Annotated in this window: 14 protein-coding genes and 2 pseudogenes; 12 read left to right on the forward strand and 4 right to left on the reverse strand. The window is 38.8% G+C overall.

The window, feature by feature from the left end; genetic code table 11:
• The first annotated feature begins 3 nt into the window (after window positions 1-3).
• The 3 genes and pseudogenes from glcD to EAL44_RS06265 all read left to right on the forward strand — a co-directional run bounded on the left by glcD (window position 4) and on the right by EAL44_RS06265 (window position 2,779).
• Window positions 4-1,383, forward strand: coding sequence for a glycolate oxidase subunit GlcD (gene glcD / locus EAL44_RS06255; RefSeq protein WP_121075938.1), 1,380 nt, complete (start codon window positions 4-6; stop codon window positions 1,381-1,383).
• 22 nt (window positions 1,384-1,405) lie between these two features.
• A complete protein-coding gene (dapB, locus tag EAL44_RS06260) occupies window positions 1,406-2,170 on the forward strand; it encodes a 4-hydroxy-tetrahydrodipicolinate reductase (protein WP_121075942.1) in 765 nt (254 codons plus the stop codon).
• A 428-nt stretch (window positions 2,171-2,598) separates the two neighbouring features.
• Window positions 2,599-2,779, forward strand: a pseudogene (locus EAL44_RS06265) (urease-enhancing factor).
• A 241-nt stretch (window positions 2,780-3,020) separates the two neighbouring features.
• On the opposite strand, the gene glnA reads toward EAL44_RS06265, so the two are convergent.
• Window positions 3,021-4,466: a type I glutamate--ammonia ligase gene (gene glnA, locus EAL44_RS06270; protein WP_079299647.1), complete on the reverse strand. Its 1,446-nt coding sequence runs from the start codon at window positions 4,464-4,466 to the stop codon at window positions 3,021-3,023.
• A gap of 136 nt (window positions 4,467-4,602) precedes the next feature.
• Between glnA and EAL44_RS06275 the strand changes: the two are divergent.
• The 6 genes and pseudogenes from EAL44_RS06275 to csd6 all read left to right on the forward strand — a co-directional run bounded on the left by EAL44_RS06275 (window position 4,603) and on the right by csd6 (window position 10,978).
• Window positions 4,603-6,695 (forward strand): annotated as a pseudogene (locus tag EAL44_RS06275) (GmrSD restriction endonuclease domain-containing protein).
• A 62-nt stretch (window positions 6,696-6,757) separates the two neighbouring features.
• Window positions 6,758-7,207 carry a 50S ribosomal protein L9 gene (rplI, locus tag EAL44_RS06280; RefSeq protein WP_162970388.1) on the forward strand — a complete coding sequence of 150 codons (450 nt, stop codon included), beginning with the start codon at window positions 6,758-6,760 and terminating at the stop codon, window positions 7,205-7,207.
• A 3-nt stretch (window positions 7,208-7,210) separates the two neighbouring features.
• Entirely contained in the window at window positions 7,211-7,753 is a 543-nt protein-coding gene (hslV, locus tag EAL44_RS06285; protein WP_121075948.1) for an ATP-dependent protease subunit HslV, read from the forward strand.
• On the forward strand, window positions 7,753-9,084 hold the full coding sequence (hslU, locus tag EAL44_RS06290; RefSeq protein WP_121075951.1) for an ATP-dependent protease ATPase subunit HslU: 1,332 nt from the start codon (window positions 7,753-7,755) through the stop codon (window positions 9,082-9,084). The genes hslV and hslU overlap by 1 nt, the downstream gene beginning before the upstream one ends.
• Window positions 9,084-9,989, forward strand: a complete 906-nt coding sequence (gene era, locus EAL44_RS06295) for a GTPase Era (RefSeq protein WP_162970389.1) — start codon at window positions 9,084-9,086, stop codon at window positions 9,987-9,989. Before hslU ends, era begins: the two co-directional genes overlap by 1 nt.
• Window positions 9,986-10,978 carry a cell shape-determining L,D-carboxypeptidase Csd6 gene (csd6, locus tag EAL44_RS06300; RefSeq protein WP_121075957.1) on the forward strand — a complete coding sequence of 331 codons (993 nt, stop codon included), beginning with the start codon at window positions 9,986-9,988 and terminating at the stop codon, window positions 10,976-10,978. Before era ends, csd6 begins: the two co-directional genes overlap by 4 nt.
• Window positions 10,979-11,061: 83 nt before the next feature.
• On the opposite strand, the gene EAL44_RS06305 is transcribed toward csd6, so the two are convergent.
• From EAL44_RS06305 to rho, 3 genes are read right to left on the reverse strand one after another with little or no spacing between them, the layout of a single operon-like run.
• The gene (locus tag EAL44_RS06305; protein WP_121075960.1) at window positions 11,062-11,913 is read right to left on the reverse strand and encodes an SEL1-like repeat protein; all 852 of its coding nucleotides are present in this window, start codon (window positions 11,911-11,913) and stop codon (window positions 11,062-11,064) included.
• An 11-nt stretch (window positions 11,914-11,924) separates the two neighbouring features.
• Window positions 11,925-12,692, reverse strand: coding sequence for a glutamate racemase (gene murI, locus EAL44_RS06310; protein ID WP_121075963.1), 768 nt, complete (start codon window positions 12,690-12,692; stop codon window positions 11,925-11,927).
• Between the two features lie 33 nt (window positions 12,693-12,725).
• Window positions 12,726-14,042: a transcription termination factor Rho gene (gene rho / locus EAL44_RS06315; RefSeq protein WP_121075966.1), complete on the reverse strand. Its 1,317-nt coding sequence runs from the start codon at window positions 14,040-14,042 to the stop codon at window positions 12,726-12,728.
• Window positions 14,043-14,306: 264 nt separating this feature from the next.
• On the opposite strand from rho, the gene rpmE reads away from it, so the two are divergent.
• Genes rpmE through rlmB form a run of 3 tightly spaced genes read left to right on the forward strand, consistent with a single transcriptional unit; the run spans window position 14,307 to window position 16,094 of the window.
• On the forward strand, window positions 14,307-14,510 hold the full coding sequence (gene rpmE, locus EAL44_RS06320) for a 50S ribosomal protein L31 (RefSeq protein ID WP_000715278.1): 204 nt from the start codon (window positions 14,307-14,309) through the stop codon (window positions 14,508-14,510).
• A gap of 24 nt (window positions 14,511-14,534) precedes the next feature.
• Window positions 14,535-15,386, forward strand: a complete 852-nt coding sequence (gene rsmI / locus EAL44_RS06325; RefSeq protein ID WP_121075969.1) for a 16S rRNA (cytidine(1402)-2'-O)-methyltransferase — start codon at window positions 14,535-14,537, stop codon at window positions 15,384-15,386.
• Window positions 15,387-15,410: 24 nt separating this feature from the next.
• The gene (rlmB, locus tag EAL44_RS06330) at window positions 15,411-16,094 is read left to right on the forward strand and encodes a 23S rRNA (guanosine(2251)-2'-O)-methyltransferase RlmB (RefSeq protein ID WP_121075972.1); all 684 of its coding nucleotides are present in this window, start codon (window positions 15,411-15,413) and stop codon (window positions 16,092-16,094) included.
• Window positions 16,095-16,106: the final 12 nt, after the last annotated feature.

Below are 16,106 nucleotides of genomic sequence, written 5' to 3' on the forward strand. Positions count from 1 at the left end.
CTTATGTTAGAGAAGCAACACATCCAATACTTTAAAAACCTAGTAGGGGGAGAGGATTTTTTCACTGATTTAGCGCATTTGAACGCTTATTGCTATGACGCTACTAAAGAAAGGCATTTGCCTAGCGGCGTGATTTTCCCTAAAAACGAGCGAGAAATCAGCCAGATTTTAAAATATTGCAACGAGCATCGCATCATCGTTGTGCCTAGGGGGGCTGGGAGTGGTTTTACAGGGGGGGCGTTGAGCGTGAGCGGGGGGCTAGTTTTAAGCGTGGAAAAACATTTGGATAAGATTTTAGAGATTGACACTAAAAATTTAATCGCTAGAGTTGAGCCGGGCGTGATTAACAAGCATTTCCAAAACGAAGTGGAAAAATTGAATCTCTTCTACCCCCCAGATCCAGCGAGTGAAAATCAAAGCACTTTGGGGGGGAATGTCGCTGAAAATGCCGGCGGCATGCGCGCGGCTAAATACGGCATCACTAAAGATTATGTCATGGCTTTAAGGGTGGTTTTAGCGAATGGTGAAATCATAAGGGCAGGCAAAAAAACGATCAAAGATGTCGCCGGCTTTAATGTTGCAGGGCTGATGATCGCTAGTGAGGGGTGTTTGGGCGTGATTTCTGAAATCACTTTAAAGCTTTTAGCCAAACCGCCCCTAAAACAAAGCGCGATGGGGGTTTTTAATCGTATTGAAGACGCCATGAACGCTGTTTATAAGACAATGAGCAGTGGCGTTATGCCTGTAGCGATGGAATTTTTGGATAATTTGAGCATCAAAGCGGTTGAAGAACGATTTTCTAAAGGCTTGCCCAAAGATGCTGGAGCGATACTTATCACTCAAGTGGATGGCGTGGTTAAAGAGCAGATTGCATGGCAACTCAATGAGATAGAAAAACATTTCAAAGCCAATGGTTGCGTTGGTTTTAAGGTGGCTCAAAACGAACAAGAAGAGCAGGGTTTATGGTTTTCAAGGCGTAATGCTTCTCAAAGTATTAGTGTTTATGGTAAAAAGAAATTGAATGAAGATGTAACCGTTCCTAGGGCGAGTTTGCCGAGTTTGTTGCAAGAAGTCGCCAAAATCAGCCAAAAATACGGCTTTAAAATCCCTTGCTTTGGGCATACGGGTGATGGCAATGTGCATGTGAATATCATGCTAGAAGATCCTAAAAAAGATTTAGAAAAAGGGCATAAGGCTATGGAAGAGATTTTTCAGGCTGCTATTAGTTTGGAGGGGACTTTAAGCGGGGAGCATGGCATAGGCTTGTCTAAAGCCAAATTCATGCCTTTAGCGTTTAATCATAGTGAAATGGAGCTTTTTAGGAACATTAAAAAAGCCCTTGATCCTAATAATATTTTAAACCCTTTTAAAATGGGGTTGTAAGGTTTAAAAGCAAGGAAGTCGCATGAAAATCGGTGTTTATGGAGCGAGCGGTCGCATAGGGAAACTGCTCTTAGAAGAATTAAAAGGGGGGTATAAGGGATTAGCGCTATCTAGCGTGTTTGTTAGGCAAAAATGCGAAACGGATTTCAGCTCTTTTTCACACGCCCCTTTAGTAACCAATGATTTAAAAGCGTTTGTGAGGGCATGCGAATGCGTGATTGATTTTTCTTTACCTAAAGGCGTGGATCATTTGCTAGAGGCCCTTTTAGAATGCCCTAAAATTTTAGTTTCTGGCACGACCGGTTTAGAAAAAGAAACGCTAGAAAAAATGCAAGAATTGGCCTTAAAAGCGCCGCTTTTGCACGCGCACAACATGTCTCTAGGGATTATGATGCTCAACCAATTAGCCTTTTTAGCTTCTTTGAGATTAAAAGATGCGGATATTGAAATTATAGAAACTCACCACAATCTTAAAAAAGACGCTCCGAGCGGCACGGCGTTGAGTTTGTATGAAACTTGCGCTAAGGCTAGGGGGTATGATGAAAAAAACGCCCTAATCACCCACAGAGAAGGTTTGCGCTCTAAAGAAAGCATTGGCATAGCCGCTTTAAGGGGGGGCGATGTCGCCGGGAAGCACACGATAGGGTTTTATTTAGAGGGCGAATACATAGAGCTTAGCCATACGGCGACTAACCGATCTATTTTTGCTAAAGGGGCTTTAGAAGTGGCTCTGTGGCTTAAGGATAAAGCCGCTAAAAAATATGAAATTAGCGAAATGTTTGGTTGAATGTTTGAATCTTTTTTGTATAGATGCACGCTTCTATGATGAAATCACCGCCCTTTATTAGCCTTATTAGAGGGTTTTTACTGCTATAAGGGATATTGCTGACAATCAAGCTGTATTGGAAGGGTTTGTTTTTTTAAGGATTGATCTTGCCTCTTGCCTTGTGTGGCTAGGACACAAGTCTGGCAAAACTTACTATAATTCTAATTTAAGAAGCCTAACCAAAATAAAATGAGTAATTTTAGTTAGGGCTTTATTATAGCAAAAATTAGAAAAGATTACAAAGGGTAGCTTTTCTGGTTGGAATTTAGAGCATTATTTCAGTTATTTTGAGTTTCATTTACTTTTTGTTTAATAATAAATCTTAACTATCATAGACGCACGATTAAAGTATGTAAGTTATTAAAAATTTTAAAACAAAAGGATATAAAATGAAAACGATTAGAAACGGCGTGGTGGTTGGCATGTCTTTATTTGGCGGTTGCGCTAGCGTTGAGACTCGCTTTGCGTGTCGCTTGCATTGAAGACGCTGTTATAGAGAAAGAAGCACGCCACACACCCAAAGACTTTGATAGCCCTTATTTTAGCAATCAAACTGATATTGGGTTTTAGGTGGGTTTAGTTGGGGTTTTAGAGAGGTGTTATTTTAGATACTTCCTATCTATCCCCTTTAAAGGGATGAGTTTTACATAAAAATAAAGTTAAAAACCCCATTTTTAAAGATTAAAGAGCGTTAAGTAAGATTTATCCAACAAGCAAAGAAAATCAATTTTTCCAACCACTTTTTTTGAGAACAAGGTATTTTTGCCTTATTCTAAATTTTTAAAGTGGGATTATTGATTTGCTCATTGTTTTAGCATGAATAAGTGGTGATAAATTCAAAAGGATGGGGCTTGCTCTCCCATGGGAACACTTCAGCGTTGAATTTAAGAGACTGATAGGCTTGGATAAATTCTTCGCTAAAGACCTGACCTTCTTTTAAATACTGCTTATCGGCTAGCATTTCTTCTAACGATCGCCTTAAAGTGTGGGGCATTTGTTTGATGCCTTTTTCTCGGATTTCATCTAAAGTCAATTTGAAAAGGTTAATATCCATCGCTTCGCCGGGATCCATTTTATTTTTAACGCCATCCATGCCTGCCATTAAAATCGCCCCAAAAGCCAAGTAGGGGTTTGATGAGCTGTCAGGAAACCTGAATTCAAACCTAGCGCTATTTTTAGAAATCCCATAAGGGATGCGCACACTCGCACTCCTATTATTAGCCGAATAAGTCAAAATAGACGGGGCTTCATATCCCGGAATCAGGCGTTTGTAAGAATTAGTGGAAGCGTTAGTGAAAGCGGCTAACCCTCTAGCGTGGCGCAACACACCTCCTAAAAAATGCAACGCAAACTCACTCAAGCCCTTGTAAGTTTCGCCGCTAAAAAGGTTTTCGTTGTTTTTCCAAACGCTCACATGGGTGTGCATCCCGCTCCCGTTATCCCCATATAGGGGTTTTGGCATGAAAGTGGCGGTTTTCCCGTTTAAATGAGCGACCATTTTAACCACATACTTGAGTTTTTGGACATTGTCAGCGGCTTCCACTAAATCCCCAAATTTCACGCCCACTTCGCCTTGCGCTTGTGCGACTTCATGATGGACGACAAAAGTTTCTAGCCCCACTTGGTTTAAGACTTTCACGATTTCTGTGCGAATATCCATCATCGTATCCGTTGGAGGCACAGGCATATAGCCTCCTTGCTTGCCCGGTCTATGCCCAAAATTGACGCCATTTTCAAAGCTTTTATCCCTATTCCATTCGCCCTCTTCGCTATCCACTTCGTAGTATTGGGAATTGGAAGCGTCTTTAATCTTAATGGAATCAAAGATAAAAAATTCATTCTCCGCGCCAAAATAAGCCACATCGCCTAAGCCCAAATCTCTTAAATGTTTTAGGGCTTTTTTAGCGATACTTCTAGGGCATTTTTCATAAGGCTGGTTTTTATACACATCATACACATCGCAAAACACGACCGCGCTCACATCCGCGCTAAAAGGGTCAATGAAATAACGCACCAAATCGGGGGTTAAAATCATATCGGAATGTTCAATGCCTTGCCAGCCTTTAAAAGAGCTCGCATCAAAAGGGATCCCCTCTTTAAACATGCCATGCGTTAAAGCCCCAAAAGAATAAGCGATATGATTCCAAGTGCCTTTAATATCGCTGAATCTAAAATCCACAAATTCCACTTCATTTTCTTTGCAAAATTCAAAAAACTCTTTGATCTTGCTTTCACTATTTTGAGTTCTTACTATCATTAACCACCTTTAATTATTATGAATTGAGTTTGATTGATAGGGGTGATTATAGCATTTATGGGGTAAAAAAGTAGAATTTGTATCAAGTTTGATTAAGATGTATGCGATAAAATCCGCTAAATTAAGGAGTGTTATTATGGACGCAAAAGCCACCACACTATTAGGATTTTTTGAAGAAAATCAAAACAATCAATTTGTCATCCCCATCTATCAGAGGGTGTATAGTTGGAAAAAGGAACAATGCAAACAATTATGGGATGATATTATAAAAATTGGTGGGAATAATAAGATGAATGGGCATTTTATCGGCTCCATTTTGTATGTGCTAGATGGTAATACGCACTCTAGCCCATTACTCATCATTGACGGCCAACAAAGGCTCACCACTATCACGCTTTTATTCATCGCTTTAAGGAATCATCTAAGCGATGAAGTTAAAATTTTGAAAAAATTTTCGCGTAAAGAAACAGAGAGCTATCTTATTAACAGCAATAAAGACGGCGATAAGAAATTCAGACTCATCTTTCAGAGTCTGATAGAGACACTTTGCTGTCTTTGATTGATGAAAACAAGAGAAAGCCGAGCGAGCCTTCAGTAAAAATAGTGGAAAATTTTGAATTGTTTGAAAAATGGATCAGTGAAAACACCGACAAACTAGAAACGATTTGTAAAGGATTAGAAAAACTCATGATAGTTTGGATTGCTTTAGAAAAAGGGAAAGATGATCCTCAACTTATTTTTGAGAGCATGAACTCAAAAGGTATCGAACTCACGCAAACGGATTTGATCAGAAACTATATCGTCATGGAAACAGAGGTTGAAAAACAGGAAGATTTTTATAATCAATACTGGAGGGCTATGGAGAAGGATTTTAAACAAAATGAAACATTGTTTAAACAAAATAAAAAATCGTCTAAACAAAATAAAGATTTGTTTAATCGGTTTGTCCGGCATTACCTCACGATCAAAACAGGAAAAATTCCCAATGAGAAAGAAGTTTATAAAGCTTTCAAGGATTACCAGCAAAAAGAGAGGATAAACATAGAGGATTTATTAAAAGATTTGCAAAAATATTGCGGGTATTTTTGCCAGATCGCATTCAAAAAAGAAGACGATAAAGATTTAAACAAGGCTTTAAGTTTTTTGGTGGATTTAGAGATGGATGTGATGTATCCGCTATTACTAGAGCTTTATAGCGATTATAAGGATGGCGTTTTATCCAAGCAAGATTTTATCCCTATTATCGCTTTAACAGAGAGTTATCTTTGCAGAAGGATGGTGTGTGGGTTTGGATCAGATGGTCTCAATAAATTCTTTCCCCCTTTTACAAAAAAGATCGATAAAAAGCAATACCTTAAAAGCGTGGAGGAGCATTTTGGGTCGCTAACAGGGGGTCAAAGATTTCCAAACGATGATGAATTTAAAGAACTTTTTATCACGAGAGATTTTTATAATTTTAAAAAAAGGGAATACTTTCTTAAAAGGTTAGAAAATTTTGACACAAAAGAGCCGGTCAATACTAAGGAATGCACTACTGAGCACATCATGCCTCAAACACTCACAGAAAAATGGAAAAGGGATTTGGGTGAAAATTTTAAAGCGATACACGAGAAATACCTCCACACAATAGGGAATCTCACTCTAACCGGCTATAACTCTGAGTATAGCAACAATTCTTTCCAAGAAAAAAGAGATATGGAAAACGGCTTCAAACAAAGCCCATTGAGACTCAATCAAAGTTTGAAAGATTTGGAACCTTTTGGCGAAAAAGAGATTAAAGAAAGAGCTAATGATTTAGCGGATTGGGCTTTAAAGATTTGGACTTATCCAAAGCTAGACCCTGAAACATTAAAGGCTTATGATTTAAGCTCCTATAAGTTTAGCTCTGATTCAAGGGAATTGTTTGATATTTTAAGAAAAGAGATTAAAGCCCTTGATGAAAGGATAACTGAAAATTTTATGAAACATTACATAACCTATAAGCATGGCACCATTTTTGTGAGTATTGTTCCCTTAAAATATGGATTAAATCTGTATTTAAAGATAGATTTTTCTGAGTTACAAGATGAAATAGAGGAAAAACTAAAAATTAGAGATGTTTCCAAAACCGGTCATTGGGGTGTTGGAGATGTGGAAGTAAAGTTAGAAACAAAAGAGAATATCCCTTATTGTTTGGGATTGATCAAACAGGCTTTAGAAAAACAGATGGGTGGTAGGAATAGGCAATAAAAACCCAACTTATTAAAATAAAGAGTATAATTACAAATTACTTACAACTTAAAGGGGATATGATGAAAGTTCTATTATTAGAAGATGTGAAAAATTTAGGCAAAGCGGGTGAAGTGTGTGAGGTTAAAGATGGCTATGGGAATAACTTTTTAATCGCTAACCAAAAAGCCAAACTTGCCACTAACGAAGTGATCAACAAATACAAAGCCGAAGTTAAAAAGAAAGCGGAAAAAGAAGCCCTAGAAAAGGCGCAAAAATTGCAAATGGTAGAAACTTTACAGACCATCACGCTGACTATCCATAAAAAAGTCGGCGCGAACGGCTCTTTATTTGGAGCGATCACTAAGGAAGAAATCACGGAGCGTTTGAAAGAGCAGCATGCGAGTTTAGATTTAGATAAAAAAGATATTGAGCTCAAACACCCGATTAAAAGCACAGGAATTTATGAGATTGAAGTCAAGCTTGGATTAGGAATTGCGGGCGTGTTTAAAATTGATGTGGTGGCTGAGTAGAAAATGTTTGAAGCGACAACGATTTTGGGCTATAGAGGGGAATTTGATAATAAGAAGTTCGCGCTCATTGGAGGCGATGGGCAGGTAACTTTGGGTAATTGCGTAGTCAAAGCCAATGCGACAAAAATCAGAAGCTTGTATCACAACCAGGTTTTAAGCGGGTTTGCCGGGAGCACGGCGGACGCTTTTAGTTTGTTTGACATGTTTGAACGCATTTTAGAGAGCAAAAAAGGGGATTTGTTTAAAAGCGTGGTGGATTTCAGCAAAGAATGGCGCAAGGATAAGTATTTACGCCGACTGGAAGCGATGATGATCGTTTTAAACTTCGATCACATTTTTATTTTGAGCGGCACGGGCGATGTTTTAGAAGCTGAAGACAATAAGATCGCTGCTATTGGGAGTGGGGGGAATTTTGCTTTGAGCGCGGCTAGGGCTTTGGATTATTTCGCTCATTTAGAGCCAAGAAAACTTGTAGAAGAGTCCTTAAAAATCGCAGGGGATCTTTGCATTTACACCAACACGAATATTAAAATTTTGGAGCTTTAATGTCTAAATTGAATATGACCCCAAGAGAAATTGTCGCTTATTTGGATGAATACATCATTGGGCAAAAGGAAGCTAAAAAGTCTATCGCTATCGCTTTTAGGAATCGTTACAGGCGTTTGCAACTGGAAAAATCCTTACAAGAAGAAATCACGCCTAAAAACATTTTAATGATTGGCTCTACTGGCGTGGGTAAAACTGAAATCGCAAGAAGAATAGCAAAAATCATGGAACTCCCCTTTGTGAAAGTGGAGGCGAGCAAATACACAGAAGTGGGTTTTGTGGGGCGTGATGTGGAGTCTATGGTAAGGGATTTAGTCAATACCAGCGTGCTTTTAGTGGAAAATGAGCATAAAGAAAGATTAAAAGACAAGATTGAAGAGGCGGTTATAGAAAAAATCGCTAAAAAACTCCTACCCCCCTTGCCTAATGGCGTGAGCGAAGAAAAAAAACAAGAATACGCTAACAGCCTTTTAAAAATGCAACAAAGGATCGCGCAAGGCGAGTTGGATAGTAGAGAAATTGAAATTGAAGTGCGTAAAAAAAGCATAGAGATTGATTCTAATGTGCCGCCTGAAATTTTAAGGGTTCAAGAAAACTTGATTAAGGTTTTCCATAAAGAACAGGATAAAGTCAAAAAAACTTTAAGCGTTAAAGAGGCTAAAGAAGCCCTAAAAGCAGAAATTAGCGACACGCTTTTAGATGGCGAAGCCATTAAAATGGAGGGTTTGAAGCGCGCGGAAAGTTCAGGGGTGATTTTTATTGATGAAATTGATAAGATTGCTGTCAGCTCTAAAGAAGGAAGCCGTCAAGATCCCAGTAAAGAGGGGGTTCAAAGGGATTTGTTGCCGATTGTAGAGGGGAGTGTGGTGAATACGAAGTATGGTTCTATTAAAACAGAGCATATTTTATTCATTGCAGCAGGGGCTTTTCATCTTTCTAAACCAAGCGATTTGATCCCTGAATTGCAGGGGCGTTTCCCCTTAAGGGTGGAGTTAGAGAATTTAACCGAAGAAATCATGTATATGATTTTAACCCAAACTAAAACCTCTATCATCAAGCAATACCAAGCCCTTTTAAAAGTGGAAGGCGTAGAAATTGCGTTTGAAGACGATGCGATCAAAGAGTTAGCCAAACTTTCTTATAACGCCAATCAAAAAAGCGAAGACATAGGCGCTAGAAGGTTGCACACCACCATTGAAAAAGTGCTAGAAGACATTAGTTTTGAAGCGGAGGATTATTCGGGGCAAAAGGTTACTATCACTAAAGAATTGGTTCAATCCAAGCTAGAGGATTTAGTGGCTGATGAAAATTTGGTGAAGTATATTTTATAATGAAAACTAAGGCGGGCTTTGTAGCTCTTATAGGCAAACCAAACGCTGGAAAAAGCACTCTTTTAAACACTTTATTAAACGCTCATTTAGCCCTTGTTTCGCATAAAGCTAATGCGACCAGAAAATTGATGAAATGCATCGTGCCTTTTAAAGATAAAGAAGGGTATGAGAGCCAGATCATTTTTTTAGACACACCAGGGCTCCATCATCAAGAAAAATTACTCAACCAGTGCATGCTCTCACAGGCTTTAAAGGCGATGGGCGATGCTGAATTGTGCGTTTTTTTAGCTTCTGTGCATGATGATTTAAAAGGCTATGAAGAGTTTTTGAGTTTGTGCCAAAAACCCCATATCTTGGCTTTGAGTAAGATTGATATGGCCACGCATAAGCAAGTTTTGCAAAAATTACAAGAGTATCAACAATACGATTCGCAATTTTTAGCCCTAGTGCCTTTGAGCGCGAAAAAATCTCAAAATTTAAACACGCTTTTAGAATGCATCAGCAAGCATTTAAGCCCTAGCGTATGGCTTTTTGAAAAGGATTTGATGAGCGATGAAAAAATGCGCGATATTTATAAGGAAATCATTAGGGAGAGTTTGTTTGATTTTTTGAGCGATGAAATCCCTTATGAAAGCGATGTGATGATTGATAAATTTATAGAAGAAGAACGCATAGACAAGGTGTATGCGCGCATTATCGTAGAAAAAGAAAGCCAAAAAAAAATCGTGATAGGCAAAAACGGGGTGAATATCAAACGCATCGGGACTAGCGCTAGATTAAAAATGCAAGAAGTGGGCGAAAAAAAGGTTTTTTTAAACTTGCAAGTGATCGCTCAAAAATCATGGAGTAAGGAAGAAAAGAGCTTGCAAAAACTGGGCTATATCCATAAAAGGGGTATGGATTGAAAAAAATATTACCGGTGCTGTTAATGGGGTTTGTGGGATTGAATGCTAGTGATCGTTTGTTAGAAATCATGCGCCTTTATCAAAAACAAGGCTTGGAAGTGGTGGGTCAAAAGCTAGATTCTTATTTAGCGGATAAATCTTTTTGGGCAGAAGAGCTTCAAAATAAGGATACGGATTTTGGCTATTATCAAAACAGGCAGTTTTTATTTGTAGCGGATAAATCCAAGCCCAGTTTGGAGTTTTATGAAATAGACAATAACATGCTTAAAAAAATCAACAGCTCTAAAGCCCTTGTAGGCTCTAAAAAAGGCGATAAAACTTTAGAGGGCGATTTGGCTACGCCTATTGGAGTGTATCGTATCACGCAGAAATTAGAGCGTTTGGATCAATATTATGGCGTTTTGGCTTTTGTAACGAATTACCCTAATTTGTATGACACCTTGAAAAAACGCACCGGGCATGGCATTTGGGTGCATGGAATGCCTTTAAATGGTGATAGGAATGAATTGAACACCAAGGGCTGTATTGCGATTGAAAATCCGCTTTTAAGCTCTTATGATAAGGTGTTAAAAGGCGAAAAAGCGTTCCTTATCACCTATGAAGACAAGTTTTCTCCTAGCACCAAAGAAGAATTGAGCATGATTTTAAGCTCCCTTTTCCAATGGAAAGAAGCCTGGGCTAGGGGCGATTTTGAACGCTACATGCGTTTTTATAACCCCAATTTCACTCGCTATGACGGCATGAAATTCAACGCTTTTAAAGAGTATAAAAAAAGGGTGTTTGCAAAAAATGAAAAAAAGAATATCGCTTTTTCCTCTATCAATGTGATCCCTTACCCCAACTCTCAAAACAAACGCTTGTTTTATGTGGTGTTTGACCAAGATTATAAAGCCTACCAACACAACAAGCTCTCTTATAGCTCCAATTCTCAAAAAGAACTCTATATAGAGATTGAAAACAATCAAGTGTCTATTATAATGGAAAAATAAGAAAAATAAGGCTCTGTTTTAATGAGGGTAATCTAAGCGGATTTTTCTAATCCTTAAAGCTTTGATACAAGTTTGATTAAAAACTATAGAGCTTCCATGGCTTTTTCATAGCCAAATTCTGCGGATTTTTGCAGGAATTTTTTAGCCCTGTCCTTTTTCTTTCTAGTGCCAAGCCCTTCTTTATAAGCGATCCCAATTCTATAAAGGATCTCCCCCATTTGTTGTCTGAGTAAAATAATATTGCTTGAAATTTCAGCAATATCTTCCCAAAGAAGTGTCTTATCTTTGATTTGAGTGGATTTCATAACAAGTATTCCAAACTTTTTTCCAAATTTTATAGGATTCGCGCTCAAACCTGAAAGATCAATGAATCGCGATCCAATAAGCATACTAGTAAATTCCGCAAGGTTTGATCCAAATTTGTTAACAAAATTTGTGCTTTTATTAGAAAACATGCGAACCACATGCCTGTAAGTCTTAAGCGCTTGTTTCAAATCCTTTTTCATCCCTAAGCCTTTTGCTTGCATGTATCCTAAAATTAAAGCGCCCCCTAATAACCCACTCCCATACCCTTTGATAGCGTTTTCTGCATAGAATTGCGCTTTTTTGTAATCCACTTTCACGCCCTTTCCCTCCAAATACATTTTGGCTAAATAAACACTGCCAAGCCCAATGCTGTATTCTTGCGCCAATTTAAAATCTTTAAAGGCTTGTTTGTATTGGCCTTGATTAAAATGGTCTAAACCATTTTCAAAATAATATGTCTTATGATTTCGTGCAATTTCATCCCACTGATTTCGCGCCCTTTCATCCCAATCATCACTTATGCTAATATATTCATCAGCCATACAAAGCGAAAATGACAACAATAAACCCAATAAAAGCAATAAAGGCTTTAAAAAAGAGAGGGTGGTGCGATAAAAATCTTTAAACATGTCAAGTCCTTTTACAATTTGAGCCATTCCTTAGCCTGTTTTTCTAGCCAGATCACATCACCGCTCGCATAAAATTCCACTTTAGGGAATGCGTGTGCATTTTTCTTAAGAGCGTATTTTTGCTGCAAATATTCCACAATAGCATCGCCCGAATGGATGAGTAGGGGGGGCGTTGAAAGGGCAAAATGCTCCATAAAATAGCCCTCAATTTTTTGAGCGATTAAAGGAAAATGCGTGCAACCTAAAATAATCACTTCAGGTAAGATCTTTAAGGGAGTGAAATAATAACGCATGCAAGTCTCTAACAATTCACCCTCTAAAATACTTTCTTCAATCAAAGGCACAAAAAGAGAAGTGGCCAAATGCGAAACATTCAAATAGTCTTGTTGTTTCAGGGCGTTATCATAAGCGTTGGATTGAATCGTCGCTTTTGTCCCTAGCACTAAAATAGGGGCGTTTTTATTTGCCACTTGTTGTTTGATCGCTAAAATGCTTGGCTCAATCACGCCCACAATAGGGATTTTGGAATGCTTTTGCATCTCTTCTAAAGCCAGAGCGCTCGCTGTGTTGCATGCCACAATCAATAATTCAATCTGGTGCGGTTTGAAAAAATCCAAAGCTTCTAAGCCAAATTGCTTGATCGTGGTGGGGTCTTTAGTGCCATAAGGCACTCTAGCGCTATCGCCATAATAGATGATTCCATCAAATAATTGCGCTTTTAAAAGGCTTTTTAAAACGCTAAACCCTCCCACACCGCTATCAAAAACGCCTATTTTCATGACACTATTTTTAATGGGATTTAATGAGGGATTTTATTTTTCATTCATTAAATTTAAAAATTCTTCATTGTCCTTAGTTTGTTGCATTTTAGAATACACAAAGCTTAAGGCTTCTATGTCGTCCATTTGTTGCATCACATTCCTTAAAACCCACACTTTAGTCAAGCGGTCTTTGCCAAGCAAGATATTGTCTTTTCGTGTGCCGGATTTTAAAATATCAAAGGCCGGGTAAATGCGCCTGTCTGCGATATTCCTCGCTAAAACGATTTCGCTATTCCCAGTGCCTTTAAATTCTTCAAAAATCACCTCATCCATTCTAGATCCCGTTTCAATCAACGCCGTAGCGATAATCGTCAAGCTCCCGCCTTCTTCAATATTCCTTGCGGCTCCAAAAAAGCGCTTGGGTCTGTGCAAGGCGTTCGCATCCACGCCCCCACTTAAAACCTTACCGCTTGAGGGCGTTACAGCGTTATACGCCCTTGCTAAACGGGTGATAGAATCTAATAAAACCACCACATCTTTACCCATTTCCACTCGCCTTTTAGCCCTTTCTAAGACTAATTCAGCGATTCTTATGTGGTTGTTGGCGGGCAAATCAAAAGTGGAGCTAAAAACTTGACCCTTAACGCTTCGTTGCATATCCGTAACTTCTTCAGGGCGCTCATCCACTAAAAGGATAATCAATTCCACTTCAGGGTGGTTAGAAGTGATGCCTTGGGCGAGCTCTTTCATCAGCTCCGTTTTCCCGGTCCTTGGCGGCGCAACGATCAAAGCCCTTTGACCTTTCCCCACAGGGCTGAATAAATCCAGCATTCTGCCGGTAACTTTAGTGGGTTCGTATTCTAATTTGATTTGTTCATCAGGGAATAGGGGGGTCAGATTGTCAAACAAAGGGCGGTTTTTAATCTCATCTGAAGGCAAGTAATTAATGGCTTCTATTTTTAAAAGGGCGTAATATTTTTCCTGGTCTTTGGGGGATCGCACTTGACCGGTAACAATATCGCCATTCCTTAAAGCAAAACGCCTGATTTGAGAAGGGCTGACATAAGTATCGTTATGCCCGTCTGAAAAACTCCCATCAAACCCTCTTAAAAAGCCATAGCTATCAGGCATGATTTCTAAAATCCCGGTAAAAAGAATGTATCCGCCTTGCGTGACTTGAGTTTTTAAAATTTCAAACATCAAGTCTTGTCGTTTAAATTCTTGGGGGTTTTCCACTTTGAGCTTGTTAGCGATTTCTAAAAGCTTTTCAGTAGGGTAAGTGCGTAAATCTTCAATGTGATAACCGCTCACTGGCGTGTGCGTTTTGACTTTGTGCGAACTTTTGTGCGTAGGTGCGTTTTCGTTCATTAAATTTCCTTTTAACAAAAAGAGATTTCTAGTTTGTTGCAATTAAGATAAAAATACAAAAAGCTAAAGCATTCTTAAAAAATTAGTGTAACCAAAAGATGCTAATAAGTGGCCCATGCCACAAGTGTTGAATTTCGTAATGCTTCGCTATGCTATCATAATTTTTTTAACAAAGTCAAATTTTATTTTAACTTTAGAGTGGTTTTAATTTGTTGTTACTTGCGCTATAATTTTAAGTTTAAATTTAAAAATAAAGGATACTTGATGAAAAAAGGCATTCACCCCGAATATATCCCATGCAAAGTTACTTGCGTAACGAGCGGGAAAGAAATTGAAGTTTTAAGCACCAAACCTGAAATGCGTATTGATATTTCTAGCTTTTGCCACCCTTTCTATACCGGTAGCGATAAGATCGCTGACACTGCAGGGAGAGTAGAGAAATTCAAGCAACGCTACAACTTGAAGTAATTCTTTTAAAAAGCGTGGCTTTTTGTGCTGTATTTTTTGCCCACTCCTATAGGTAATCTCGCTGACATTACGCTACGCGCCTTAGAAGTTTTAGAGCGTTGCGAGGTTTTTTTGTGCGAGGATACAAGGGTGAGTAAGAGGTTGTTGCACTTGCTCGCACAAAACCCTATTATTGGCCATTCTTTCCCTAATATCGCTGCTAAAAAAAGGGAGTTTATCGCTTTCCATTCTCACAATGACCAGGAATTTTTAAACCAAATAGAGCCTTCTTTTTTTGACAAAGAAATCGCTGTGATGAGTGATGCGGGCATGCCAAGTTTGAGCGATCCAGGCATGAGTTTAGCCGCTTACGCTTTAAAACACAACATCCAATACGATGTTTTGCCTGGGGCTAATGCGCTCACTACAGCGTTTTGTGCGAGCGGGTTTTTAGAAGGGCGGTTTTTTTATGCTGGCTTTTTACCCCATAAGAGTAAGGAAAGGCGTTTAAAAATCGCTAAAATTTTAAACGCTTTGGCGTATTTGGAAGAAAAAACCCCGGTGGTTTTTTACGAAAGCCCGCACCGATTGTTAGAGACTTTAAAGGATTTAAACGATTTGGCTCAAGGCATGCATTTGTTTGTGGCTAAGGAGCTTACCAAACTCCACCAGCAGTATTATTTAGGAGAGGTTTCTCAAATCACAGAGCGGTTGCAAAAAAGCAATATCCAAGGGGAGTGGGTTTTAGTGCTTTTGAACGAGAAAAAAATAGAGCCTTGCATGGGGCTATCGGCGTTATTGGAGTTGGATTTGCCTCCTAAAATTAAGGCTAAAATTGAAGCCGCTATGACGCAAAAAAACGCTAAAGAGCTTTATAGCCAGCGTTTGTTAGAATAAAAAGATCAATAAAAGGGGTTTAGCATGCAAGCAGTAATTTATGGCAAGCAGGTGATTATGCATATTCTAAACTCTCATCAAGAAAAATTGCAAGAAATCTATCTTTCCAAAGAAATAGACAAAAAGCTTTTTTTCGCGCTCAAAAAAGCATGCCCTAATACCATCAAAGTGGATAATAAAAAAGCGCAAAGCTTGGCTAGGGGGGGCAATCATCAAGGGGTTTTAGCTAAGGTGGAATTGCCATTAGCTACTTCTTTAAAAGAAATTAAAAAAGCTCAAAAACTTTTGGTGCTTTGCGGCATTACGGATGTGGGGAATATTGGGGGGATTTTTAGGAGCGCGTATTGCTTAGGAATGGATGGCGTTATTTTGGATTTTGCTAAAGAATTGGCTTATGAGGGGATTGTGCGATCCAGCTTGGGGCTTATGTATGATTTGCCTTTTAGCGTTATGCCTAACACGCTGGATTTAATCAATGAATTGAAAACGAGCGGGTTTTTATGTTTGGGCGCGAGCATGCAAGGCTCTAGCCAAGTAGAAAATCTGTCCTTAAAAAAATGCGCTCTTTTTTTGGGGAGCGAGCATGAGGGGTTGTCTAAAAAAATCCTTGCTAAAATGGACACTATATTGAGTGTAAAGATGCGAAGAGATTTTGATTCGCTCAATGTGAGCGTAGCAGCAGGGATCTTAATGGATAAAATCAACTAGGTGGTCAATTGA

The sequence above is a fragment of the Helicobacter pylori genome, from assembly GCF_003637685.1.
Classification (GTDB): Bacteria; Campylobacterota; Campylobacteria; order Campylobacterales; family Helicobacteraceae; genus Helicobacter; species Helicobacter pylori_CJ.

Bases quoted from the DNA above. Each gene is read 5' to 3' on its own strand.
- glcD (WP_121075938.1), top strand. From the start codon at position 4: ATGTTAGAGAAGCAACACATCCAATACTTTAAAAACCTAGTAGGGGGA.
- dapB (WP_121075942.1), top strand. From the start codon at position 1,406: ATGAAAATCGGTGTTTATGGAGCGAGCGGTCGCATAGGGAAACTGCTC.
- glnA (WP_079299647.1), bottom strand. From the start codon at position 4,466: ATGATAGTAAGAACTCAAAATAGTGAAAGCAAGATCAAAGAGTTTTTT.
- rplI (WP_162970388.1), top strand. From the start codon at position 6,758: ATGAAAGTTCTATTATTAGAAGATGTGAAAAATTTAGGCAAAGCGGGT.
- hslV (WP_121075948.1), top strand. From the start codon at position 7,211: ATGTTTGAAGCGACAACGATTTTGGGCTATAGAGGGGAATTTGATAAT.
- hslU (WP_121075951.1), top strand. From the start codon at position 7,753: ATGTCTAAATTGAATATGACCCCAAGAGAAATTGTCGCTTATTTGGAT.
- era (WP_162970389.1), top strand. From the start codon at position 9,084: ATGAAAACTAAGGCGGGCTTTGTAGCTCTTATAGGCAAACCAAACGCT.
- EAL44_RS06305 (WP_121075960.1), bottom strand. From the start codon at position 11,913: ATGTTTAAAGATTTTTATCGCACCACCCTCTCTTTTTTAAAGCCTTTA.
- murI (WP_121075963.1), bottom strand. From the start codon at position 12,692: ATGAAAATAGGCGTTTTTGATAGCGGTGTGGGAGGGTTTAGCGTTTTA.
- rho (WP_121075966.1), bottom strand. From the start codon at position 14,042: ATGAACGAAAACGCACCTACGCACAAAAGTTCGCACAAAGTCAAAACG.
- rpmE (WP_000715278.1), top strand. From the start codon at position 14,307: ATGAAAAAAGGCATTCACCCCGAATATATCCCATGCAAAGTTACTTGC.
- rlmB (WP_121075972.1), top strand. From the start codon at position 15,411: ATGCAAGCAGTAATTTATGGCAAGCAGGTGATTATGCATATTCTAAAC.